Here is a 21,400-nt window from a genome sequence, read left to right on the forward strand (position 1 = left end):
ATGCTTCGCATGTCCACGCTCTTCCTGCGCACGCTGCGCGAGGACCCGGCCGACGCCGAGGTCGCCTCCCACAAGCTCCTGGTCCGCGCCGGCTACATCCGCCGCGCCGCCCCCGGCATCTACACCTGGCTGCCGCTGGGCCTCAAGGTGCTCGCCAAGGTCGAGGCCGTAGTGCGCGAGGAGATGGACGCCGCCGGTGGCCAGGAGGTGCATTTCCCGGCGCTGCTGCCGCGCGAGCCGTACGAGGCGACGCACCGGTGGACCGAGTACGGGCCGAACCTGTTCCGTCTCCAGGACCGCAAGGGATCCGACTACCTCCTCGCTCCCACGCACGAGGAGATGTTCACGCTGCTGGTGAAGGACCTGTACTCGTCGTACAAGGATCTGCCGCTGACGATCTATCAGATCCAGACCAAGTACCGCGACGAGGCGCGGCCCCGCGCGGGTCTGCTGCGCGGCCGCGAGTTCATCATGAAGGACTCGTACTCGTTCGACGTCACGGATGAGGGCTTGGACGCGAGCTACGCCAACCAGCGCGCCGCGTACATCCGCATCTTCGAGCGGCTCGGCATCGAGTACGTGATCGTGCAGGCGCAGTCGGGCGCGATGGGTGGTTCGAAGTCCGAGGAGTTCCTCTCGCCCACGGAGGTGGGCGAGGACACGTTCGTGCGCTCGCCTGGCGGCTATGCCGCGAATGTCGAGGCAGTCACCACACCCGTGCCGGAGGCCCTCGACTACTCCGACGCGCCCGCCGCGCATGTCGAGGACACGCCTGACACGCCGACCATCGAGACGCTCGTCGCCGCGGCCAACGCAAACCAGCCGCGCGCCGACCGCCCGTGGACGGCGGCGGACACGCTCAAGAACGTCGTGATCGCCGCGACGAATCCCGCAGGGGAGCGCGGCCTGCTCGTCGTGGGAGTGCCCGGCGACCGCGAGGTGGACATGACACGTCTCGAGGCGGCGCTCTCGCCCGCGACGGTCGAGCCGGCGAACGACGACGACCTCAAGGCCCACCCGGAGCTGGTGAAGGGCTACATCGGCCCGGCCGTGCTCGGCCCGCAGGCGCGCCCCGAGGGCGTGGAGTTCCTGTCCGAGGACGACGCGACCATTCCCTACATGCTCGATCCCCGCATCGTGCCCGGCACGCGCTGGATCACTGGTGCGAACGAGCACGGCAAGCACGTATTCGACCTGGTCATGGGCCGCGACTTCGTGGGCGACGGCACCATCGAGGCGGCAGAGGTCCGCGCCGGCGACGAGGCCCCCGACGGCTCGGGCCCGCTCGAGCTCGCGCGCGGCGTCGAGATCGGCCACATCTTCCAGCTCGGGCGCAAGTACGCCGAGGCGCTCGACCTCAAGGTGCTCGACGTCAACGGCAAGCAGCAGGTCGTCACGATGGGCTCGTACGGCATCGGAGTGACCCGCGCGGTCGCGCTGCTCGCCGAGAACAACCATGACGAGCTCGGGCTTCGCTGGCCCATCGGCGTGGCGCCGTATCACGTGCACGTGGTTGCGACCGGCAAGGACGACTCGGTGTTCGAGGCGGCCGAGGTGCTCGCCGCGTCGCTCGAGGTCGAGGGTGCCGAGGTGCTGTACGACGACCGTCCCAAGGTCTCGCCTGGGGTGAAGTTCAAGGACGCCGAGCTCATCGGCGCCCCGTACATCCTCGTCGTGGGGCGCGGGCTCGCAGAGGGCGTGGTCGAGCTCAAGACGCGCGCCACCGGCGAATCCGAGCAGATTGCGGTCGCCGACGCCGTGGCGGTCGTCTCGCAGCGCGTGAAGGACGCGCTCGCCTAGCCGACGCGGGGATGTTCACCGGTCGTCCATCGGGCGGCCAGATTCCGGACACGCCGGCGTGCGAGAGTGCCCGCGTGACGCAGATCTGGGCCCACCGCGGAGCGCGTCTCATCGCGCCCGAGAACACCATGGCAGCGTACGCGGCGGCGATCGACAGCGGCGCTGACGGCATCGAGCTCGACGTGCACCTGACCGCCGACGGCCAGGTGGTGTGCGCGCACGACGCGGTGCTCACGGGAGCCGACGGCGCGCGAGTGGTGCTCGGCGACGGCACGCGCGACGAGGTCGCTCGGCTGGACGTGGGAACGCTCGCGCACGGCACGCACCGTGTGCCGCTGCTCGGCGAGGTTCTCGATCTCGTCTCTGCCACGGACACGGTGCTCAACATCGAGCTCAAGCACGGCGACGCGCCCTACCGCGGGCTCGAGCGAGCCGTGCTGGACCTTGTGGACGCGGCGGGGCTGGCGGATCGGGTCGTGCACTCGTCGTTCAACCACCTGAGCCTCATGGAGCTCCGCACGCTCGCTCCCGGTGCGCAGATCGCACCGCTGTACGTCGAGGCGCTCGTCGAGCCCTGGGAGTACGCGCGGCGCCTGGGCGTCGCAGCCATGCATCCCCACGCGGCGACGCTCGCGCTTCCCGGCGTGCTCGAGGGGTTCGGGCGCGCGGGCATCGCGGTGCGCCCGTGGACCGTCAACGACCCCGCCACGCTCGCGACGCTGTACGCCGCGGGCGTGGATGCTGTGATCACCGACGATCCGGCAGCTGCGGTCGCGGTGCGCGACTCAGCGCTCGGCACCGCCGCCTGAGCGTGCGGCACGCGGCGCTCGGAGAGGCACTAGGGCGCAGGTGAGAGGCCGGGCGTCGTCGGCATGTCCGCGGTGGTCCACCCTGCGGTGGTCGCCGCGGAGGCATAGGCGTCGAACGCTCCGTCGAGCAGCCATTCCAGGTCGTCCGCAGACGCGGTGACGGCGAGCGCCGCATATGCGTCACCGAGCGCGAGCTGGGCCTCGCGCACGGTTCGCGCCCGGGCGTCGGCGTCGGCGATCGCTTCGAGCGGCACGGAGCAGATCGCAGTGCGGTCGTCCGTTCCGCCGGCCAGCGCCTGCAGCGCGTCGGAGCGAGCCGCCTCGATCTCGCGACGTGCGAGCGCATCTGCTCGCTCCGCCTCCGAGGTGCGCATCGCGATCTGATCCAGCAGGCAGCGTGCGTCGTCGTGGCGCGCGGCGAGGGCCCGCACGTCCTCGGCAGCGACCGACGTCGCCGCGGGCACCGCGATGGCGTCCTCGCCCAGACCAGGGAACGCGCGTGCGGCCACACCCGTGGGTCGGCCGTCGAGCCACAGCCCCAGCGCGTGCACGAGTGCGGCGGAGGCGCCCCATGCGCGCACGTCCGGATCCGACGCGGTGGAGGCGGCTGCCAGCGCGGCGTCCAGCGCCTCCGCCACGGCCTCGTCCAGCGCGGCCGGTGCCGAGTCGTCCTCGCCTGCGTCCGCATCCGGGTAGGCGACGTACTCAGGCCCGATGCCGGCGAGCAGATCCGGGAGCGCGGCGGATTCGAGTGCGGCCAGGGGGGTCGTTCCGGCCTCGCCGAGAGCCGCCTGCACCTGCGCGTGTGGGGCCGCGAGCGCGTCGCGCTCGAGCACGGCGGGGGAGGGGGAGGGCCACTCGGGCTCGGGGGTCTCGAGCCTGACGCACCCGGTCAGCGCGACCGCAGCGATGGCCGCCGCGCATGCCGCGAGCAGCCTCCTGATCCTCATGGCGGACATCATGACACGCCCCCTCGGCGGGCATAGACTGTCCTCCGACCGAATTGAAGCAACGGAACGCGCGGCAGGCGCGCGGGGAGGCCATGCGATGGACAACACCGACCGGATCGCCGACCTAGCAGCGCCCGCGGCGGCCGAGGCGGGCCTCGTGATCGACGGGGTCGACGTGGTCGCGGCGGGCAAGCGCTCGCGCGTCCTCATCACCGTCGACCTGCCGGACACCGAGATCGGCTCGGCGAGCCTCGACGCGATCGCCGACGCCTCGCGCGCCATCGGCGCCGCGCTCGACGACGCGGACGTCATGCCGGGCGAGTACACGCTCGAGGTGTCGACCCCCGGCACCTCGCGGCCCCTCACCGAGCGCCGCCACTTCCTGCGCGCGCGTACGCGCCTCGCGGAGATCGACCTGGTGAGCGGCGACGTCGCGCGCGGTCGCGTCGTGGACGTGACGGACGATTCGGTGCTGCTGGAGAGCGATGCGGGTGAGATCACCGTGCCGCTCGCCAACGTCGCCACCGGGCGCGTCCAGCTCGAGATGAAGCGACTTGCCGACGAGGAGGCGTGACGATGGACATCGACATGATGGCGCTCAAGGGGCTCGAGCGCGAGCGTGACATCAAGCTCGACGTGCTCGTCGACGCGATCGAGCAGGCGCTCGTCTCCGCGTATCACAAGACGCCCGGCGCCTACCGGCACGCCCGCGCGCACGTGGACCGTGACACGGGCCGCGTGAGCATCCTCGCGCGCGAGGAGCCTGACGCCGAGTCGGAGACTCTGGTCGAGCAGATGCCGGAGTTCGACGACACTCCCGCCGACTTCGGCCGCATCGCGACCGCGACGGCGCGGCAGGTCATCGTGCAGCGCCTGCGCCAGGCGGGCGACGACGCGGTGATCGGCGAGTATGCGGACAAGGCGGGGCACCTGGTCTCCGGCGTCATCCAGCAGAGCCAGGACCCGCGCAACATCCACGTGGACATCGGCGAGGTCGAGGCGCTGCTGCCGGCTCACGAGCAGGTGCCCACCGAGGTGTATGCGCACGGCGAGCGTCTGCGCGCCTACGTGCTGGACGTCGCGCGCGGGCAGAAGGGCCCGTCGATCACGCTGTCCCGTACGCACCCGGGCCTGGTGCGCAGGCTCTTCGAGATGGAGGTGCCGGAGATCGCCGACGGCACCGTTGAGATCATGAGCCTCGCGCGCGAAGCGGGCCACCGCTCCAAGATGGCCGTGCGCGCGACCGTGCCGGGCGTGAACGCGAAGGGCGCGTGCATCGGGCCCATGGGTGCGCGAGTGCGCGCCGTCATGAGCGAGCTGCGGGGCGAGAAGATCGACATCGTGGACTGGGACGAGGACCCGGCGACGTTCGTCGGCAACGCGCTGTCGCCGTCGCGCGTGGTGTCGGTGACGGTCGTGGACGAGGAGGCGCGCGCGGCGCGCGTCGTCGTGCCCGACTACCACCTGTCGCTCGCGATCGGCAAGGAGGGCCAGAACGCGCGCCTCGCCGCGCGGCTCACTGGCTGGCGCATCGATATCCGCTCCGACGAGGCCGAGGGCGCGCCCGACGCGGCGCGGTCCTGACGGCGCGGGAAGCGGGTAGAATGGTGGGGCCGAGAGACCCGTCTCGTGCCGCCGACGCTCAGTCACCAGTCACCGGACCGGTGCGGACGTGCGTCGGATGCAGGGGACGGGCATCTCGGTCGGTTCTCGTGAGGGTCGCCGTCGTCGACGGCCGCGCGGTGCTCGACACCGCGAAGACCCTCCCCGGCCGTGGGGCCTGGCTCCACCCCGGGGAAGACTGCCTCGAGCTCGCTCTCAAGCGTCGCTCGCTCGGACGTGCGTTGCGCGATCCGGACGTCGACCTGAGCGGACTCGCGGTGCGGTAGCGTGGACCGCGTCCACCCAGCCATCCGGCCTGACAGAACGGGATGAAAGCCCATGGTCAACCGATGAGTGCCTCGAAATGAGTGCCCAGCCGTAAAATGGCTCGACCCTGTCTCGGTCGAGCCGAGACAGGAGAATTGTGGCAAAGCCCCGCGTCCATGAGATCGCGAAGGAGCTCGGAGTTCCGAGCAAGGATCTGATCGCCAAGCTCAACGAGCTCGGAGAGTACGTCAAGGGTCCGTCGTCGACCCTGGAGGCGCCCGTCGTGCGCAAGGCCCGCGAGGCCTTCCCCGCCGGCGCCGCCGAGAGCAAGCCCGCCGCCAAGCCCGCGGCGAAGGCACCTGCAAAGCCCGCCGCGAAGCCTGCGGCCGCGCCTGCGTCCGACGCCCCCGCGTCGGCCGCGAAGCCGGGCCCCAAGCCCGGGCCGAAGCCTGCTCCGAAGGCCCCCGAGGCCGAGGCGCCGGAGGCCCCGGTCGCTGAGGCACCCGCCGCGCAGCCGGAGGCGAAGTCCGCCGCCGCGCCCGCGGCGAAGCCGGGCCCCAAGGCGCCCACGCCCGCGGACATGCCCAAGCCGCGTCCGCGTCCGGGCGGCAACAACCCGTTCTCGGACCGCTCCGCCGGTCCGCGTCCCCGTCCGCGTCCGGGCGGCAACAACCCGTTCCAGGCTCCGCGTGGAGGCGCTCCGCGTCCCGGCGGGGCTCCCCGTCCCGGCGGCGCGCCGCGCCCCGGCGGCGCCGGCGCTCCGCGTCCCGGCCAGGGCTTCGGCCCGCGCCCGGGCTCGCCCGCCGGAGGTCCTGCGGGACGTCCCGGCGGCGGAGGCCCCGGCGGTCCCGGTGGCCCTGGTGGCCGTCCGGGTCCCGGTGGCCGCGGTCGTGGAGGCACCGCCGGTGCGTTCGGTCGTCAGGGCGGCAAGCCCGCGCGCGGTCGCAAGAGCAAGCGCGCCAAGCGGCAGGAGTTCGAGCAGCAGCAGGCTCCGGCGATCGGCGGCGTGCAGATCCCTCGCGGTGACGGCTCGACCCTTATCCGCCTGCGCCGCGGTGCGACGCTGTCCGACTTCGCCGAGAAGATCGACGTCAACCCCGCGTCGCTCGTGACCGTGCTCTTCCACCTGGGCGAGATGGCCACGGCGACGCAGTCGCTCGACGAGGGCACGTTCGAGACCCTCGGCGCCGAGCTGGGCTACAAGATCCAGATCGTGTCGCCCGAGGACGAGGACAAGGAGCTCCTCGAGGACTTCGGACTCGACCTCGAGGCCGAGCTCGCGGCGGAGACCGACGAGCAGCTCGAGGCGCGCCCGCCGGTCGTCACCGTCATGGGTCACGTCGACCACGGAAAGACGCGTCTGCTGGACTCGATCCGCAAGGCGGACGTCATCTCCGGCGAGGCCGGCGGTATCACCCAGCACATCGGTGCCTACCAGGTTCACACGACCCACGAGGGCGTCGAACGCGCCATCACCTTCATCGACACCCCGGGTCACGAGGCGTTCACCGCCATGCGTGCCCGCGGTGCGCAGGTGACGGACATCGCGATCCTCGTGGTCGCGGCGGACGACGGCGTGATGCCGCAGACGATCGAGGCGCTCAACCATGCTCAGGCAGCGAACGTCCCGATCGTGGTCGCGATCAACAAGGTGGACAAGGAGGGGGCGAACCCCGACAAGATCCGTCAGCAGCTCACCGAGTACAACCTCGTCGCGGAGGACTGGGGCGGCGACACGATGTTCGTCAACGTCTCGGCTCTCAAGGGCCAGGGCATCGAGGACCTGCTGGAGGCTGTGCTTCTCACGGCCGACGCCGGTCTCGACCTGCGCGCGAACCCGGACAAGGACGCTCGCGGTGTGGCCGTCGAGGCGCACCTCGACAAGGGCCGCGGCCCGGTCGCGACCGTGCTGGTCAACTCCGGAACGCTCCGCGTCGGCGACGCGATCGTCGCAGGCACGGCCTACGGTCGTGTGCGTGCGATGTTCGACGAGCACGACAAGCCCGTCGACGAGGCGGGTCCTGCCCGCCCGGTGCTTGTCATCGGTCTGACGTCCGTCCCAGGAGCAGGCGACACGTTCCTGGTCGCCGAGGACGACCGCACCGCGCGTCAAATCGCCGAGAAGCGTGAGGCCGCCGAGCGCGCCGCGCAGCTCGCGAAGCGCCGCAAGCGCATCTCGCTCGAGGACCTCACGAAGGCCATCGAGGACGGCAAGATCGACACGCTCAACCTCATCATCAAGGGTGACGTCTCGGGTGCCGTCGAGGCGCTCGAGGACGCGCTGCTCCAGATCGATGTGGGCGACCAGGTCGACCTGCGCATCATCCACCGCGGCGTGGGCGCCGTGACGCAGAACGACGTGAACCTGGCGACGGTCGACAACGCGATCATCCTGGGGTTCAACGTCCGTCCTGCGGAGCGCGTCCAGGAGCTCGCGGACCGCGAGGGCGTGGATATGCGCTTCTACTCGGTCATCTACCGTGCGCTCGAGGACGTCGAGGCGTCGCTCAAGGGCATGCTCAAGCCCGAGTTCGAGGAGAAGCAGGTCGGCGCCGCCGAGATCATGGAGATCTTCCGCAGCTCCAAGTTCGGCAACATTGCAGGCTCCCTCGTTCGCGAAGGTGTCATCAAGCGCAACGCGAAGGCCAAGGTCGTGCGTGGCGGGGTCGTCATCGGCGAGCCGACGATCGACACGCTGCGTCGTTTCAAGGACGACGCCACCGAGGTCAAGGACGGCTTCGAGTGCGGTATCGGCCTGGGCAAGTTCAACGACATCCAGGTCGGCGACATCATCGAGACGTTCGAGATGGTGGAGATCCCGAGGGACTGATGAGCGACAACCCCCGTGCACTCCGGCTCGCGGGCACGATCAAGAAGATCGTGGCCCGCGCGCTGGAGAGCGAGATCAAGGATCCGCGACTGGGCTTCGTGACGGTCACGGATGTGCGTGTGACGGGCGACCTGCAGCAGGCGTCGGTGTTCTACACGGTTCTCGGCACAGACGAGGACCGCGAGGGCACCGCCGCCGCGCTCAGGTCGGCTAAGGGCGTGCTGCGTTCCAAGGTAGGGCACGAGCTGGGCATCCGGCTCACGCCGAGCCTCGAGTTCCACCTGGACGCCGTGCCGGAGACGGCGGCGTCGCTGGACCGTGCCCTCCACGAGGCGCACCAGCGGGACGAGGAACTCAAGCGTCTGCGCGAGAACGCGCACTACGCCGGCGACGAGGACCCCTACCGTCACCACGACGAGGACGACGAGGCCTGACCCGATGGCTCGGGCCCAGGACGAGCCCGTTCCGGGCCTGCTGCTCGTCGACAAGCCGCAGGGCTGGACGTCGCACGACGTCGTCGCCCGCTGCCGTCGGTTCGCGGGCACCCGCAAGGTGGGCCACGCCGGCACGCTCGACCCCATGGCGACGGGCCTGCTCGTGCTCGGCATCGGGCGGGCCACCAAGCTCCTGACCTACATCACCGGTCACGACAAGGCGTACGAGGCGACCATTCGCCTGGGCCAGTCCACGGTCACCGATGACGCCGAGGGCGAGGTGACCGCCGCGTCGGACGCGTCTGGGGCGACGGACGAGGCGATCGCTGCCGCGATCGAGGACCTCACGGGAGACATCCTTCAGCGCCCGAGCGCGGTCAGCGCCATCAAGGTCGACGGCAAGAGGTCGTACGCGCGCGTGCGCGGCGGCGAGGACGTCGAGCTGCCCGCGCGTCCCGTGACAGTGAGCCGCTTCGACGTGCTCGCGGTGCGCCGTCTCGGCGAGGTCATGGACATCGACGTCGAGGTCGAAGTGTCCTCGGGCACGTACGTGCGCGCGCTCGCACGCGATCTGGGAGCCGCGCTCGGCGTCGGGGGCCACCTCACCGCGCTACGGCGCACCCGCGTCGGGCGCATCCCCGTGGACGAGGCCGCGACGCTCGACGACCTCGCCGCGCGCCACGAGGCGGGGGAGCCCGTCCCGCTGCTGCCGCTCGGGCCTGCGGCGGCGGCGACGCTCACCCCCGTGAGCGTGCCCGACGCGGATGCCAGGGCCCTCGGGTACGGCCAGTGGGTCGCGGCGACGGCAGGCGCCGAGGGCGAGCATCTGGCGCTGCTCGACGCGGCGGGCGAGCTGGTCGCGATCGGCGAACGGCGGGGGACCAAGGTGAAGCCTGTCGTCGTGATGCGCCCCGCTGGGGCACAATGACCCGCATGCAGGTCTGGCGCGCGCTCGAGGACGTTCCTCGCGAACTCGGCCCCACGGTGGTGACGATCGGCAACTTCGACGGTGTCCACCTGGGTCATCGCGCAGTGCTCACCCGCATGGTGGCTGACGCGCGCGAGCGGGGACTGAAGGCCGCCGCGATCACGTTCGACCCTCATCCGCGCGCGGTCCACGATCCCGCGCACCCGCCCGAGCTCATCACGGGCATCGAGGACCGGCTCGCACGCCTCGGCGAGACGGGCCTCGACGGCGTCCTTCTCGTCGACTACACGCTCGCGTTCGCGCAGCAGACCCCCGAGGACTTCGTGCGCACGTGGCTCGTCGAGGGCCTCGGCGCGCGCACTGTCGTGGTGGGGCGCGACACGAAGTTTGGGCGCGGCAACGCGGGCGATGTCGTCACGATGCGTGAGCTCGGCGAGAGGCTCGGCTTCGAGGTTCATGTGATCGACGACGCGGGCGACACCGACGCGCGCGGCCGCCGCTGGTCGTCGACGTGGGTGCGCGAGCTGCTCGACGGCGGCAAGGTCCGCGAGGCCGCCGAGGTGCTCGGGTGCGAGCATCGGCTGCGCGGCACTGTGGTGCATGGCGACAAGCTGGGCCGCACGATCGGCTTCCCGACCGCGAACATCGACGTGGATGCAGGCATGATCCCGCGGCACGGCGTGTACGCCGGATGGCTCACGGTGCTGGACGGCGGCGGCAACGCGCGTGCTGCGGCGCTCGTGGGGGAGCGGATGCCCGCTGCGATCAGCCTCGGCATCAACTACACCGTGGGCGGGGACTCGCTGCGCGTCGAGGCGTTCGTCATCGACGGCGCGGGCCTCGACCTATACGACGCGCGGGTCGCTCTCGACCTCGTCGACTGGCGACGCCCGATGCTCGACTTCGGCTCGGTCGAGGCCCTCACGGAGGCGCTGGCGGAGGACGTCGCGTGGTGTCGCGAGGCGCTGGGGATCCCAGCCCGGGCCTGATCGGTGCGCGCGTGTCGACGCTGTCGGGAAGCGCCTGCGAACCAGGTGATATGTCCACGAATGCCCTGTTACCGGGACGTTAACCTTCCATACCGTTTCGGTCTCCTCCCAGGACACCCGGCCGCCGGGGGGTCTAGGGTGCAGAAATGGACCAGACGCAGGCTTCTTCCGCCGGCCACCGGCCGCTCGTGGTGCTCGACAAGGTCAACAAGCACTTCGGCGACCTGCATGTGCTGCAGAACATCAACCTGACCGTCGGCGAGGGCGAAGTGGTGGTCGTCATCGGCCCCTCGGGCTCCGGGAAGTCCACGCTGTGCCGCGCGATCAACCGCCTCGAGACCATCGACGATGGCGAGATCTCGCTCGACGGCGTGCCGCTGCCTCAGGAGGGCAAGGCGCTCGCGCGACTGCGCGCCGACGTCGGCATGGTCTTCCAGTCCTTCAACCTCTTCGCGCACAAGACGATCCTCGAGAACGTCACGCTCGGCCCGATCAAGGTCAACAAGGTGCCCAAGAAGGAGGCGGAGGCGAAGGCGATCGCACTCCTCGAGCGGGTCGGTGTGGAGTCGCAGCGGAACAAGTACCCCGCGCAGCTCTCGGGCGGACAGCAGCAGCGCGTCGCGATCGCCCGGTCGCTCGCGATGGAGCCGAAGGTCATGCTCTTCGACGAGCCCACGTCGGCGCTCGACCCCGAGATGATCAACGAGGTGCTCGACGTCATGACCTCGCTCGCCGAGGACGGGATGACGATGATCGTCGTCACCCACGAGATGGGCTTCGCGCGCAAGGCCGCCGACCGCGTCGTCTTCATGGCCGACGGGCGCATCGTCGAGGAGGCCGAGCCCGAGGCGTTCTTCACGAACCCGCAGTCGGATCGAGCCAAGGACTTCCTGTCGAAGATTCTCACGCACTGAGGAGCGACGACAGGGCGGGGCGTGTCAGGGCGTCCCAGCCCCCACGGGGGCATGAGAGCAAGGGAGAGAGACCATGAAGACCAGGACCAGCACCTGGATCGCCGCCAGCGCGGTGGCGCTCGTCGCGCTCACGGCGTGCTCGAGCGGCGACGCCGAGCCCACCGACAGCGCGACCGGAGACGACACCGGCGGCGAGATGATGGAGTTCGAGGAGGGCACCACCATGGCCGCCCTCGCCGACGCCGGCGCCATCACCATCGGCACCAAGTTCGACCAGCCGCTGTTCGGTCTGCTCGCACCGAGCGGCACCCCCGAGGGCTTCGACGTGGAGATCGGCAAGATCATCGCGAGCGAGCTCGGAATCGACGAGAGCGGCATTGAGTGGGTCGAGACCGTGTCCGCCAACCGTGAGCCCTTCATCCAGGACGGCTCCGTGGACCTCGTCGTCGCGACCTACACGATCAACGACAAGCGCAAGGAGCTCGTCGGCTTCGCCGGGCCGTACTACAACGCCGGCCAGGCGCTCATGACGCTGTCGACGACCGACGACATCACCTCGCCCGACGACCTCGCGGGCAAGACGGTGTGCTCCGTCACCGGCTCGACCCCGGCTGAGAACATCGCGACCAACTACCCCGAGGCTGAGCTCGCGCTGTTCGACGCGTACACCGACTGCCTCGAGCCGCTTCGCAACGGCCAGGTGGACGTCGTCACGACCGACAACGTGATCCTCGCGGGCTACGTGGCCGAGTCCGACGGCGAGTTCAAGGTCGTCGGCGAGCCCTTCACCGAGGAGCCCTACGGCATCGGCGTCGCGCTCGAGGACACCGAGTTCCGCATGTGGATCAACGACGTGCTCGAGGAGATCTTCGAGGACGGCCGCTGGCTCGAGGCGTGGAACGAGACTGCCGGCACCGTGCTGCCCGAGCCCGCCGTCCCCACGGTGGACCGCTACTGATCGGTTGAACTGATCCGGCTGCGGCTCCTCCGTGCGGAGGGGCCGCAGCCGCCAGCCAAGAGGAGACCATGGAGACCTTCGTCAACGAGTTCGGCGCCATCTGGGGCGGCTTCCTCGCCACCCTGTCGCTGACCGCCGCGTCGGCAGTGCTGTCGCTCGTGTGGGGAACGGTGCTCGCGACCATGCGCGTGTCGCCCGTCGGGCCGCTGCGGACCTTCGGCACCGCGTACGTGGAGATCATCCGCAACACGCCGTTGACGCTCATGTTCTTCTTCTTCGCCTTCGTCGCGCCATCGCTGGGGCTGACAGTCGGGCTCGGATTCCAGTGGTCGCTCGCTGCACTCACGCTGTACACGAGCGCGTTCGTATGCGAGGCACTGCGTTCGGGAGTCAACTCGGTGGGAGTGGGACAGGCCGAGGCCGCCCGCAGCATCGGGCTCACGTTCGGCCAGACGCTGACGCAGGTGGTGCTGCCGCAGGCGTGGCGCACGTCCGTGCCGCCGCTGATCTCGGTACTCATCGCGCTCACGAAGAATACGTCCGTCGGTGCGGGCTTCGCGTACGCGGAACTGGTGACGGTGCAGCGCACGCTGATGACCTCGAATCCCAGCGATGGGCTCTTCATCTTCTTCGGTATCGCTCTTCTCTATCTCGTGATCACCATCCCGCTCGGCTTCGCTGCCGGGCGGATCGAGAAGAAGGTGGCGTTCGCGCGATGAGCTCCTCCGTTCTCTACGACACGCCCGGCCCTCGCGCGCAACGGCTCGACAGGATCCTCAACGTCGTCTTCTCGGCGATGCTCGTGGGTGGCCTGGTGTGGGCCGGCTACTCGTTCTATCAGCGCGGCATCTTCGATGACCGCTGGGCCATCCTGTGGGACCCGCCCAAGGGGCAGGAGGCGGCCGACGTCTGGTACTCGCTGCTCGTCCGCGGGCTGGGCGCCACGCTGACGGCGGCCGCGATCGCCGCGCCGATCGCCATCGCGTTCGGCACGCTCATCGCGATCGTGCGGCGAGGCGTCACGCGGAGGCTCGTCACAGGGTCGGCCACCGTCGTCACGGAGTTCGCACGTGGGCTTCCTGTGCTGATGCTGATGTTCCTCGCGAAGCTCGCGTTCGGCTGGTCCCCGCTGTGGTCCGTCGTGTTCGGCCTCGTCGTGTACAACGCTGCGGTGGTCGCCGAGATCCTGCGCGCGGGGCTCGCCGCGTTGCCCAAGGGTCAGCGCGAGGCAGGCCTCAGCATCGGGCTGTCTCCCATGCGCACCACGCTCATGATCGAACTGCCCCAGGCAGTGCGCATCATGCTGCCTGCGCTCGTGAGCCAGCTCGTCGTGCTGCTCAAGGACACCGCGCTGGGCTTCATCGTGTCCTACCCCGAACTGCTGCGGACCATCAAGACCAACCGCGACTACTTCGGCGACCAGTACACGATCCCGCTGTTCGTGGTGGGCGCCACGATCTACATCCTCATCAACCTCTCCATCTCGCGGCTGGCGACGTACATCGAGCGGCGCCTGCGCGAGCGTGGTCGCGGTACGGAGCCGCCCGAGATCGGTCCTGCGGGGCCCATCCCGCAGTCGGGCATCGGCGGGCCCGCGCGCGAGGAAGGCGCTCACGCGGGCGACCCCGTGTTCGGCGCAGGCAGGCGACCGTCGTCGCACGCGGTGCCGCAGCGTCGGCCGGGCGAGACGGATGACGACTACCGCCATCGCGTGGGCGAGGTGGACTGGCGCCGCGCGAGCATCGAGGCGAACACGCGCACCGGCGACTCACAGATCTGACCGCGTCGGCATCGTCGCGCGCACAGAACCACTCGCTCCCGCCCACCTCCCAGCTTCTCCTCTGACAGCACGAACCGACATCTCGTACGACACACGGCTCATGCCTCGGGATCCGTGCATCGCGCCGGTGTGTCGGTTCCAGAGTGGTTCAGACTGTCCATGGAGCGCCGGCGGGCAGGAGCGTCGGAGGGTGGAGCGATGGCGGGCGGGGGGAGATGCCCGACGCCGTGGCTGGGGGATTGCGCCCGAGTGGGGTAGAATCGTCGTCGCCGTAAAACGGCCGCGGTTCCCAGTGCCCCGGTGAACAAGCCCGGGTGCGCCGCGCAACGATCCTTGAAGGAGAGAACAGTGCCGCTCGACGCAGCCACCAAGAAGTCCATCATGGCCGAGTACGCCACCGCTGAGGGCGACACCGGTTCGCCCGAGGTCCAGATCGCGCTGCTCTCGCACCGCATCACGGAGCTCACCGAGCACCTCAAGGAGCACAAGCACGACCACCACTCGCGTCGTGGCCTGCTCCTCATGGTCGGTCGCCGCCGCAACCTGCTCAACTACCTTGCCAAGACCGACATCGAGCGGTACCGCAAGCTGATCGAGCGTCTGGGCCTGCGCCGCTAGAACTTCCGCCCCGGGGCCTCACGGCCCCGGGGCGATTTCTGTGTCACGCTAGTGACCGGCGGTTCGCCGCCACCCCACAACTCAACACACCGCGTCCGGTTGCCTGGTCCTCGGTAGTGGCCTCCTCGTCCTTCCTCACGGGAGACGAGTGGGCCTCGATCGACGACCGACACCTGGACGCCCTTCACGACAAGGAGGGTGACCCATGGAGGGTCCCGAGATCCAGTTCGCCGAGGCCGTCATCGACAACGGCTCGTTCGGCAAGCGCACCGTGCGCTTCGAGACCGGCCGCCTCGCTCAGCAGGCCGCCGGCTCCGTCGCCGCCTACCTGGACGGCGACACGATGCTGCTGTCCGCCACCACCGCCGGCAAGCACCCGCGCGACGGCTTCGACTTCTTCCCGCTGACGGTGGACGTCGAGGAGCGCTCATACGCCGCCGGCAAGATCCCCGGCTCGTTCTTCCGCCGCGAGGGCCGCCCCTCGACGGACGCGATCCTCACGTGCCGCCTGATCGACCGCCCGCTGCGCCCGACGTTCGTCTCGGGTCTGCGCAACGAGGTCCAGGTCGTCATCACGGTCCTCGCGATCAACCCCGACGACGCGTACGACACGCTCGCGATCAACGCCGCCTCGGCGTCGACGCAGCTGTCCGGCCTGCCCTTCACCGGCCCGATCGCCGGTGTGCGCATCGCGCTGGTCGACGGCCAGTGGGTCGCGTTCCCCAAGTACTCGCAGAAGGAGCGCGCGGTCTTCGACATGGTCGTGGCCGGTCGCATCGCGGGTGACGACGTCGCGATCATGATGGTCGAGGCCGAGGCCACCGATGACGCCTTCAACCTCGTCTCGGAGGGCGCCAAGGCGCCGACCGAGGAGGTCGTGGCCGAGGGCCTCGAGGCCGCGAAGCCGTTCCTGCGTGCGCTGTGCGAGGCTCAGATCGAGCTCGCGAACAAGGCAGCGAAGGAGACCGTCGAGTTCCCGCGCTTCCTGGACTACCAGGACGACGTGCTCGCGGCCGTGACCGAGTTCGCCGGCGGCAAGCTTGCCGAGGCGCTCACGATCGCCGACAAGCAGACGCGCGAGAACCGCCTCGACGAGATCAAGGCCGAGACGCTCGAGCAGTTCGCGGAGACCTTCGAGGGCCGCGAGAAGGAGGTGTCGGCGGCGATCCGCTCCGTCACCAAGCAGTCGGTGCGTCAGCGCATCCTCAAGGACGGCGTCCGCATCGACGGTCGCGGTCTGCGCGACATCCGTCCGCTGTCCGCCGAGGTCGGCCCGATCCCGCGCGTGCACGGCTCCGCGATCTTCGAGCGCGGCGAGACCCAGATCATGGGTGTCACCACGCTGAACATGCTCAAGATGGAGCAGCAGATCGACTCGTACAACCCCGAGACGCGCAAGCGCTACATGCACCACTACAACTTCCCGCCCTTCTCCACGGGCGAGACCGGTCGTGTGGGCAGCCCCAAGCGCCGCGAGATCGGCCACGGAGCGCTCGCCGAGCGTGCCCTGGTGCCGGTGCTGCCGTCGCGTGAGGACTTCCCGTACGCGATCCGCCAGGTCTCCGAGGCGCTGGGCTCGAACGGCTCGACCTCGATGGGCTCGGTCTGCGCGTCCACGCTGTCGATGCTCAACGCGGGCGTGCCGCTGCGCGCTCCGGTCGCGGGCATCGCGATGGGCCTCGTGTCCGACACGGTGGACGGCGAGACCCGTTACGCGGCGCTCACCGACATCCTGGGCGCCGAGGACGCGTTCGGCGACATGGACTTCAAGGTCGCCGGAACCTCCGAGTTCGTGACCGCGATCCAGCTCGACACCAAGCTCGACGGCATCCCCGCCTCGGTGCTCGGCGGCGCGCTCACCCAGGCCAAGGAGGCCCGCCTCCACATCCTGGACGTGATGGCTCAGGCCATCACCGAGCCCGACGAGATGAGCCCCTTCGCACCGCGCATCATCACGGTGCGCGTGCCCGTCGACAAGATCGGCGAGGTCATCGGCCCCAAGGGCAAGATGATCAACCAGATCCAGGACGACACGGGCGCGGACATCTCGATCGAGGACGACGGCACCGTGTTCATCGGCGCGGTCGACGGGCCCTCGGCGGAGGCGGCGCGCGACGCGATCAACGCGATCGCCAACCCGCACATGCCTGAGGTCGGCGAGCGCTTCGTCGGCACCGTCGTCAAGACGGTCGCCTTCGGCGCCTTCGTCTCGCTCTCGCCGGGCAAGGACGGTCTGCTGCACATCTCGCAGATCCGCAAGCTCGTGGGCGGCAAGCGCGTCGAGAACGTCGAGGACGTCCTGTCCATCGGCCAGAAGATCCAGGTGGAGATCACCGAGATCGACCCGCGCGGCAAGCTGTCGCTCGGCGTGGTCGAGGAGGCCTCGGAGGAGGCCGCCGCGGAGTAATCCGCACCGCACGTCCGTCAGGGGCGGTCCCGGTTCGCCGGGGCCGCCCCTGACGCGTCTGTGAGCCTGCACATGCCCGACGCTGGGGCGGGGCGTCGCGCGATGCTCCGGTTCGTGGGGCGGAGCCTCGCGGGGTTAGGCTCACCCTCATGCCTCACGTCCTCCCCCTGGTCGCGTCCTCGTCGATCGGCAGCACCGTCACCATCGAGCAGGATCACGGAGCCGTGATCCGGAGGTCGATCCTCCCCGGCGGAGTCAGGGTCTTCACGGAGACCATCCCCGGCATGCGGTCCGCGACGATCGGCGCGTGGTTCGGCGTCGGCTCGCGCGACGAGACGGATGTGCACGCGGGCTCGACCCACTTCCTCGAGCACCTGCTGTTCAAGGGCACATCGCGCCGCAGCGCGCTCGACATCGCCGAGGCGTTCGACCGCGTCGGCGGCGAGTCCAACGCGCTCACGGGCAAGGAGTACACCTGCTACTACGCGCGGGTGATCGACCAGGATCTGCCGATGGCGGTGGACGTGATCCTCGACATGGTGACGTCCGCGCGGCTGGACCAGGCGGACTTCGACATGGAGCGCGGCGTGATCCTCGAGGAGATCGCCATGAACGAGGACGACCCGGGCGACGTGATCCACGAGCGCTTCGCGGAGGCGGTCCTCGGTGGCCACCCGCTCGGACGGCCCATCGGCGGCACGCCGCAGATCATCGAGTCGGTGACGCGCGAGAGCGTGTGGGAGCACTACCGCCAGCACTATGCGCCCTCGACGCTGATCGTGACCGCCGCGGGCGGCGTGGACCACGACGTCGTATGCGCGCTCGTCGCCCAGGCGCTCGAGACCGGGGGATGGGACCTCGATGGCCCGACCGCACCGTCGGGCAGGCGCGACGCGACCCGCCCGGTGCAGGCGACGTTCACGCCCGAGGTGACGGTGACGCGCTCGGAGCTCGAGCAGTCCCACCTGCTGGTGGGCACCCGCGGCTTCGCGGCGACGGATGAGCGGCGCAACACGCTCGCGGTGTACAACGCGATCCTGGGCGGCGGCATGAGCTCGCGTCTGTTCCAGGAGATCCGCGAGAAGCGGGGGCTGACGTACACGGTGTACTCGTTCGGTGCCCCCAGTGCGGAGACGGGGCTGTTCGGCATCTACGCGGCCTGCACGCCCGCGAAGGCGCGCGAGGTCGAGAGGCTCATGGCCGCCGAGCTGGAGCGCATGGCGGAGGGCGTGACCGAGGCCGAGCTCGAGCGTGCCAAGGGACAGATCGCCGGCTCCATGGTGCTGCGGCTCGAGGACTCGTACTCGCGCATGTCGCGCCTGGGCAAGGCGGAGATGGCGTTCGGGGAGCTGTGGAGCATCGGCGAGATGCTCGATCAGGTGCATGCGGTCACGGCCGACGACGTGGTGGGCCTTGCCACCGACCTAGCGTCGCGCGAGCGCGCCACGGTGCGGGTGGGCCCCGCGCATCCGTAGGCTGACCCCATGATCGATGTCGCAGTGCTGGGCGCCTCGGGGCGTATGGGATCCACGACGATCGCTGCCGTTCAGGCTGCGGAGGGCGTCAACCTCGTCGCCTCGCTCGAGGCAGGCGACGAGGTGGCGGCGGCGGCGCGCGCGGGCGCGGAGGTCGTGATCGACTTCACCGTGCCCTCCGCGACCGAGGCGAATGTGCACGCGGCGATCGACGCGGGCCTGCATGCGGTGGTGGGCACCACCGGCTGGACGACCGACGCGCTTGCCAGGGTCGAGGAGCACCTCACCGAGCGCCCCGAGCTGGGCGTGCTGATCGCGCCGAACTTCGCCCTGGGCGCCGTCCTCGCGATGAAGCTCTCTGCCGCGGCGGCGCGCTACTTCGAGTCGGTGGAGATCGTCGAGCTGCACCACCCGGACAAGGTCGATGCGCCCTCGGGAACTGCACGCCACACGGCAGCAGGCATCGCCGCGGCGCGCGCGGAGGCCGGCCTGGCTCCGTCACCGGACGCGACCACCGACGACCCCGACGGCGCGCGTGGCGCCGTGATCGACGGCGTGCACGTGCACGCCGTCCGCCTGCGTGGCCTCGTCGCCCACGAGGAGATCCTCATGGGCAACCCTGGCGAGCAGTTCACGATCCGCACCGACAGCTTCGACAGGGTGAGCTTCATGCCCGGCGTGCTGCTGGGCGTACGTGAGGTCGCGAACCACCCCGGCCTCACGGTGGGGCTCGACGGGTACATGGCGCTGTGACGCTGCTGCGCCGCAAGGGATTCCTCGCCGCGGTCGCGATGACCGCGCTGCTCGGGCTGTATGCCGCCTATGTGGGGCAGCGGGCGTTCGCGTTCATGGCCACGGGCGAGCCGGTCGGCGTCGCGATGGGCATCGGTCTGCTCGTGATGCCCATCATCGGACTGTGGTGGCTTGCGCTCGAGTGGAGGCTGAGCGCCGCGGTGCAGCGCATGGGCGACGAGCTCGTCGCGACGGGCCGGCTTCCGGTTCCGGATGAGGCGCGCGGGGCCGACGGGCGCGTCGGGCGGCGTGCGATGGGATCCGAGGAGCTCGAGGCAGCGTTCGAGACTGCGCGGCTCGAGGCCGAGGCGCGTCCGGAGGACTGGGACGCGTGGTTCCAGGTGGGGTTCGCGTACGACGCGAGCGGCGACCGGCGCATGGCCCGACGCTCGCTCGCGCATGCCGCGAGCCTGTGGCGAGCCGCGCGTCGGGCGTGAGGCGTTCGCTCCGACGTGGGGCCGCGCGGGGCCGCTACGCCGCGTCGGGCGTGAGGTCCGTCTGCCAGAGCTGCTCGGGGATCGTGATCCCTGGGCCCTCGAGCTCGCGTCGCATTCCGGCCTCCGCGAATCCGGCGGAGCTGAGGTAGTCCGCTCGCACGCGGTCCTTCTCGAGGGCCCAGAGGCGCATGGTCGTGGCGCCCTGGGCGCGCATGTGGTCGGCCGCAGCGGCGAGCAGCCGTGAGCCGTGGCCGCGGCGGCGACGGTCGGGCGCGACCTCGAGCGCGATCAGGTCCTTGGGCGGCGCGCAGGCGACGAAGCCGCAGATCTCGCCATTCTCGCCCATCGCGACGAACACCTGATGGCCCTCGCTCGGGGGTTCGGCGATCGCGGCTGCCCAGCCCTGCGCGACCGCGTCCACGTCGAACGCGCTGTGACGGCGCGGTCCGAGCCGCTCCCCGAGCGCGGAGACCCAGGACTCGACCTGGATGCGCGCGATCGCGCCCTCGTCCCCGGGGCGTGCGGTGCGGACACTGTCGGCGGGGGATGCAGATGCGCTCATGGCTCCGAGCGTATTGCGTGGGCCGTGTGCGCGCGAGCATCCGCACCGCCGGCGGTCCGATCGACGCTCGCTAGGGTGGGCGGATGAGCATCCTGATCGCCGCGGTCGCCGCTGCCGTCGGCATCGGCGCGCTGCTCATCGGCGCGGGGATCGCGTGGCGTTGGGCGCTGCCGCGCCGCGCCGTCGCAGGAGTGATGGCCTTCGGTGCGGGCGTTCTCATCGCGACGCTGACGCTCGAGCTCGTGACGGAGGCGAAGGACGGCGCGGGCGTCTGGCCGGTGGTGCTGGGATTCACCTGCGGCGCTGTCGGCTACGTCGTGCTCGATGGACTCGTGGATCGACTCGCCAAGCGCCAGGGCGCGCGATCCTCCAGCAGGAACGCGACGGCTCAGCGCGGCGGGGACAGCGAGGGCGGCGGCCTGTCGATCGCGGTCGGCGCGCTGCTCGACGGCATCCCTGAGGCCATCGTGATCGGGCTCAGCGCGCTCACCGGTGGGTTCCCCGTGGGCCTCGTCGTCGCCATCGGGCTCTCGAATGTGCCGGAGGGGCTCGCCGGCACGGTGCCACTCAAGCGTGCGGGCCGGCCCTTGCGGTTCGTGCTCGCGCTGTGGGGAGGGATCACTCTCCTGGGCGCGCTCGCCGCGACCCTGGGAGCATCGGTGCTGCTCGCGGCATCGCCCGCCGTCATCGCTGTCGTCATCTCGACCGCAGCCGGCGCGCTGCTCGCGATGGTCGCCAACGCGATGATCCCCGAGGCCTACGAGGAGGATCACTGGGCCACGGGACTGATCGTGACGGCGGGCTTCCTCGTCGCCTTCGTGCTTGGCGAACTGACGTAGGGACAGCGG

Annotated in this window: 21 protein-coding genes; 19 read left to right on the forward strand and 2 right to left on the reverse strand. The window is 70.4% G+C overall.

Annotated elements, in window-relative coordinates; translation table 11 throughout:
- Positions 1-9: 9 nt before the first annotated feature.
- Both B7K21_RS11565 and B7K21_RS11570 read left to right on the forward strand, forming a co-directional pair.
- The gene (locus tag B7K21_RS11565) at positions 10-1,800 is read left to right on the forward strand and encodes a proline--tRNA ligase (RefSeq protein WP_084076119.1); all 1,791 of its coding nucleotides are present in this window, start codon (positions 10-12) and stop codon (positions 1,798-1,800) included.
- Positions 1,801-1,874: 74 nt separating this feature from the next.
- On the forward strand, positions 1,875-2,609 hold the full coding sequence (locus B7K21_RS11570) for a glycerophosphodiester phosphodiesterase family protein (RefSeq protein WP_159448524.1): 735 nt from the start codon (positions 1,875-1,877) through the stop codon (positions 2,607-2,609).
- Positions 2,610-2,638: 29 nt separating this feature from the next.
- On the opposite strand, the gene B7K21_RS11575 is transcribed toward B7K21_RS11570, so the two are convergent.
- Positions 2,639-3,559 carry a hypothetical protein gene (locus B7K21_RS11575; RefSeq protein WP_159448525.1) on the reverse strand — a complete coding sequence of 307 codons (921 nt, stop codon included), beginning with the start codon at positions 3,557-3,559 and terminating at the stop codon, positions 2,639-2,641.
- Positions 3,560-3,656: 97 nt separating this feature from the next.
- Between B7K21_RS11575 and rimP the strand changes: the two genes are divergently transcribed.
- The 16 genes from rimP to B7K21_RS11655 all read left to right on the forward strand — a co-directional run bounded on the left by rimP (position 3,657) and on the right by B7K21_RS11655 (position 19,990).
- Positions 3,657-4,133 (forward strand): ribosome maturation factor RimP, encoded by a 477-nt coding sequence (gene rimP, locus B7K21_RS12695; RefSeq protein WP_159448526.1) that lies wholly within the window; start codon positions 3,657-3,659, stop codon positions 4,131-4,133.
- A 2-nt stretch (positions 4,134-4,135) separates the two neighbouring features.
- Complete coding sequence (gene nusA, locus B7K21_RS11585) at positions 4,136-5,143, forward strand: transcription termination factor NusA (RefSeq protein ID WP_084075733.1); 1,008 nt, start codon at positions 4,136-4,138, stop codon at positions 5,141-5,143.
- Positions 5,144-5,163: 20 nt separating this feature from the next.
- The gene (locus B7K21_RS12880) at positions 5,164-5,448 is read left to right on the forward strand and encodes a YlxR family protein (protein ID WP_084075735.1); all 285 of its coding nucleotides are present in this window, start codon (positions 5,164-5,166) and stop codon (positions 5,446-5,448) included.
- Positions 5,449-5,585: 137 nt separating this feature from the next.
- Positions 5,586-8,258 carry a translation initiation factor IF-2 gene (gene infB / locus B7K21_RS11595; protein WP_084075736.1) on the forward strand — a complete coding sequence of 891 codons (2,673 nt, stop codon included), beginning with the start codon at positions 5,586-5,588 and terminating at the stop codon, positions 8,256-8,258.
- The gene (gene rbfA / locus B7K21_RS11600) at positions 8,258-8,692 is read left to right on the forward strand and encodes a 30S ribosome-binding factor RbfA (RefSeq protein WP_084075738.1); all 435 of its coding nucleotides are present in this window, start codon (positions 8,258-8,260) and stop codon (positions 8,690-8,692) included. Before infB ends, rbfA begins: the two co-directional genes overlap by 1 nt.
- 4 nt (positions 8,693-8,696) lie before the next feature.
- The gene (truB, locus tag B7K21_RS11605; RefSeq protein WP_084075740.1) at positions 8,697-9,620 is read left to right on the forward strand and encodes a tRNA pseudouridine(55) synthase TruB; all 924 of its coding nucleotides are present in this window, start codon (positions 8,697-8,699) and stop codon (positions 9,618-9,620) included.
- 5 nt (positions 9,621-9,625) lie between these two features.
- The gene (locus B7K21_RS11610) at positions 9,626-10,609 is read left to right on the forward strand and encodes a bifunctional riboflavin kinase/FAD synthetase (RefSeq protein WP_084075741.1); all 984 of its coding nucleotides are present in this window, start codon (positions 9,626-9,628) and stop codon (positions 10,607-10,609) included.
- A 146-nt stretch (positions 10,610-10,755) separates the two neighbouring features.
- Positions 10,756-11,523, forward strand: coding sequence for an amino acid ABC transporter ATP-binding protein (locus tag B7K21_RS11615; RefSeq protein ID WP_084075743.1), 768 nt, complete (start codon positions 10,756-10,758; stop codon positions 11,521-11,523).
- A 73-nt stretch (positions 11,524-11,596) separates the two neighbouring features.
- On the forward strand, positions 11,597-12,481 hold the full coding sequence (locus B7K21_RS11620) for a glutamate ABC transporter substrate-binding protein (protein ID WP_084075746.1): 885 nt from the start codon (positions 11,597-11,599) through the stop codon (positions 12,479-12,481).
- Between the two features lie 68 nt (positions 12,482-12,549).
- Positions 12,550-13,200, forward strand: a complete 651-nt coding sequence (locus B7K21_RS11625) for an amino acid ABC transporter permease (protein ID WP_084075749.1) — start codon at positions 12,550-12,552, stop codon at positions 13,198-13,200.
- Complete coding sequence (locus B7K21_RS11630; protein WP_084075752.1) at positions 13,197-14,261, forward strand: amino acid ABC transporter permease; 1,065 nt, start codon at positions 13,197-13,199, stop codon at positions 14,259-14,261. Before B7K21_RS11625 ends, B7K21_RS11630 begins: the two co-directional genes overlap by 4 nt.
- A gap of 348 nt (positions 14,262-14,609) precedes the next feature.
- Positions 14,610-14,879, forward strand: coding sequence for a 30S ribosomal protein S15 (rpsO, locus tag B7K21_RS11635; protein WP_084075755.1), 270 nt, complete (start codon positions 14,610-14,612; stop codon positions 14,877-14,879).
- 205 nt (positions 14,880-15,084) lie between these two features.
- The gene (locus B7K21_RS11640; RefSeq protein ID WP_084075758.1) at positions 15,085-17,286 is read left to right on the forward strand and encodes a polyribonucleotide nucleotidyltransferase; all 2,202 of its coding nucleotides are present in this window, start codon (positions 15,085-15,087) and stop codon (positions 17,284-17,286) included.
- Between the two features lie 149 nt (positions 17,287-17,435).
- Complete coding sequence (locus B7K21_RS11645; protein ID WP_084075760.1) at positions 17,436-18,761, forward strand: pitrilysin family protein; 1,326 nt, start codon at positions 17,436-17,438, stop codon at positions 18,759-18,761.
- A 9-nt stretch (positions 18,762-18,770) separates the two neighbouring features.
- Positions 18,771-19,514 (forward strand): 4-hydroxy-tetrahydrodipicolinate reductase, encoded by a 744-nt coding sequence (gene dapB, locus B7K21_RS11650; RefSeq protein ID WP_084075762.1) that lies wholly within the window; start codon positions 18,771-18,773, stop codon positions 19,512-19,514.
- The gene (locus B7K21_RS11655; RefSeq protein ID WP_234989299.1) at positions 19,511-19,990 is read left to right on the forward strand and encodes a hypothetical protein; all 480 of its coding nucleotides are present in this window, start codon (positions 19,511-19,513) and stop codon (positions 19,988-19,990) included. The genes dapB and B7K21_RS11655 overlap by 4 nt, the downstream gene beginning before the upstream one ends.
- 34 nt (positions 19,991-20,024) lie before the next feature.
- Here the strand turns inward: B7K21_RS11655 and B7K21_RS11660 are convergent, their stop codons facing one another.
- Positions 20,025-20,552: a GNAT family N-acetyltransferase gene (locus B7K21_RS11660; protein WP_084075764.1), complete on the reverse strand. Its 528-nt coding sequence runs from the start codon at positions 20,550-20,552 to the stop codon at positions 20,025-20,027.
- Positions 20,553-20,635: 83 nt separating this feature from the next.
- Between B7K21_RS11660 and B7K21_RS11665 the strand changes: the two genes are divergently transcribed.
- On the forward strand, positions 20,636-21,391 hold the full coding sequence (locus B7K21_RS11665) for a ZIP family metal transporter (protein ID WP_084075766.1): 756 nt from the start codon (positions 20,636-20,638) through the stop codon (positions 21,389-21,391).
- Positions 21,392-21,400: the final 9 nt, after the last annotated feature.

Origin of the sequence: Demequina sp. NBRC 110052, from assembly GCF_002090075.1 — a bacterium.
Classification (GTDB): Bacteria; Actinomycetota; Actinomycetes; order Actinomycetales; family Demequinaceae; genus Demequina.

Excerpts from the sequence above, each read along its gene's own strand:
- dapB (WP_084075762.1), top strand. The coding sequence starts at position 18,771 with ATGATCGATGTCGCAGTGCTGGGCGCCTCGGGGCGTATGGGATCCACG.
- B7K21_RS11665 (WP_084075766.1), top strand. The coding sequence starts at position 20,636 with ATGAGCATCCTGATCGCCGCGGTCGCCGCTGCCGTCGGCATCGGCGCG.
- B7K21_RS11610 (WP_084075741.1), top strand. The coding sequence starts at position 9,626 with ATGCAGGTCTGGCGCGCGCTCGAGGACGTTCCTCGCGAACTCGGCCCC.
- rimP (WP_159448526.1), top strand. The coding sequence starts at position 3,657 with ATGGACAACACCGACCGGATCGCCGACCTAGCAGCGCCCGCGGCGGCC.
- B7K21_RS11640 (WP_084075758.1), top strand. The coding sequence starts at position 15,085 with ATGGAGGGTCCCGAGATCCAGTTCGCCGAGGCCGTCATCGACAACGGC.
- B7K21_RS11630 (WP_084075752.1), top strand. The coding sequence starts at position 13,197 with ATGAGCTCCTCCGTTCTCTACGACACGCCCGGCCCTCGCGCGCAACGG.
- B7K21_RS11575 (WP_159448525.1), bottom strand. The coding sequence starts at position 3,559 with ATGAGGATCAGGAGGCTGCTCGCGGCATGCGCGGCGGCCATCGCTGCG.
- truB (WP_084075740.1), top strand. The coding sequence starts at position 8,697 with ATGGCTCGGGCCCAGGACGAGCCCGTTCCGGGCCTGCTGCTCGTCGAC.
- B7K21_RS12880 (WP_084075735.1), top strand. The coding sequence starts at position 5,164 with ATGGTGGGGCCGAGAGACCCGTCTCGTGCCGCCGACGCTCAGTCACCA.
- B7K21_RS11645 (WP_084075760.1), top strand. The coding sequence starts at position 17,436 with ATGCCTCACGTCCTCCCCCTGGTCGCGTCCTCGTCGATCGGCAGCACC.
- B7K21_RS11565 (WP_084076119.1), top strand. The coding sequence starts at position 10 with ATGTCCACGCTCTTCCTGCGCACGCTGCGCGAGGACCCGGCCGACGCC.
- B7K21_RS11620 (WP_084075746.1), top strand. The coding sequence starts at position 11,597 with ATGAAGACCAGGACCAGCACCTGGATCGCCGCCAGCGCGGTGGCGCTC.
- rbfA (WP_084075738.1), top strand. The coding sequence starts at position 8,258 with ATGAGCGACAACCCCCGTGCACTCCGGCTCGCGGGCACGATCAAGAAG.
- B7K21_RS11615 (WP_084075743.1), top strand. The coding sequence starts at position 10,756 with ATGGACCAGACGCAGGCTTCTTCCGCCGGCCACCGGCCGCTCGTGGTG.
- B7K21_RS11625 (WP_084075749.1), top strand. The coding sequence starts at position 12,550 with ATGGAGACCTTCGTCAACGAGTTCGGCGCCATCTGGGGCGGCTTCCTC.
- nusA (WP_084075733.1), top strand. The coding sequence starts at position 4,136 with ATGGACATCGACATGATGGCGCTCAAGGGGCTCGAGCGCGAGCGTGAC.
- B7K21_RS11660 (WP_084075764.1), bottom strand. The coding sequence starts at position 20,552 with ATGAGCGCATCTGCATCCCCCGCCGACAGTGTCCGCACCGCACGCCCC.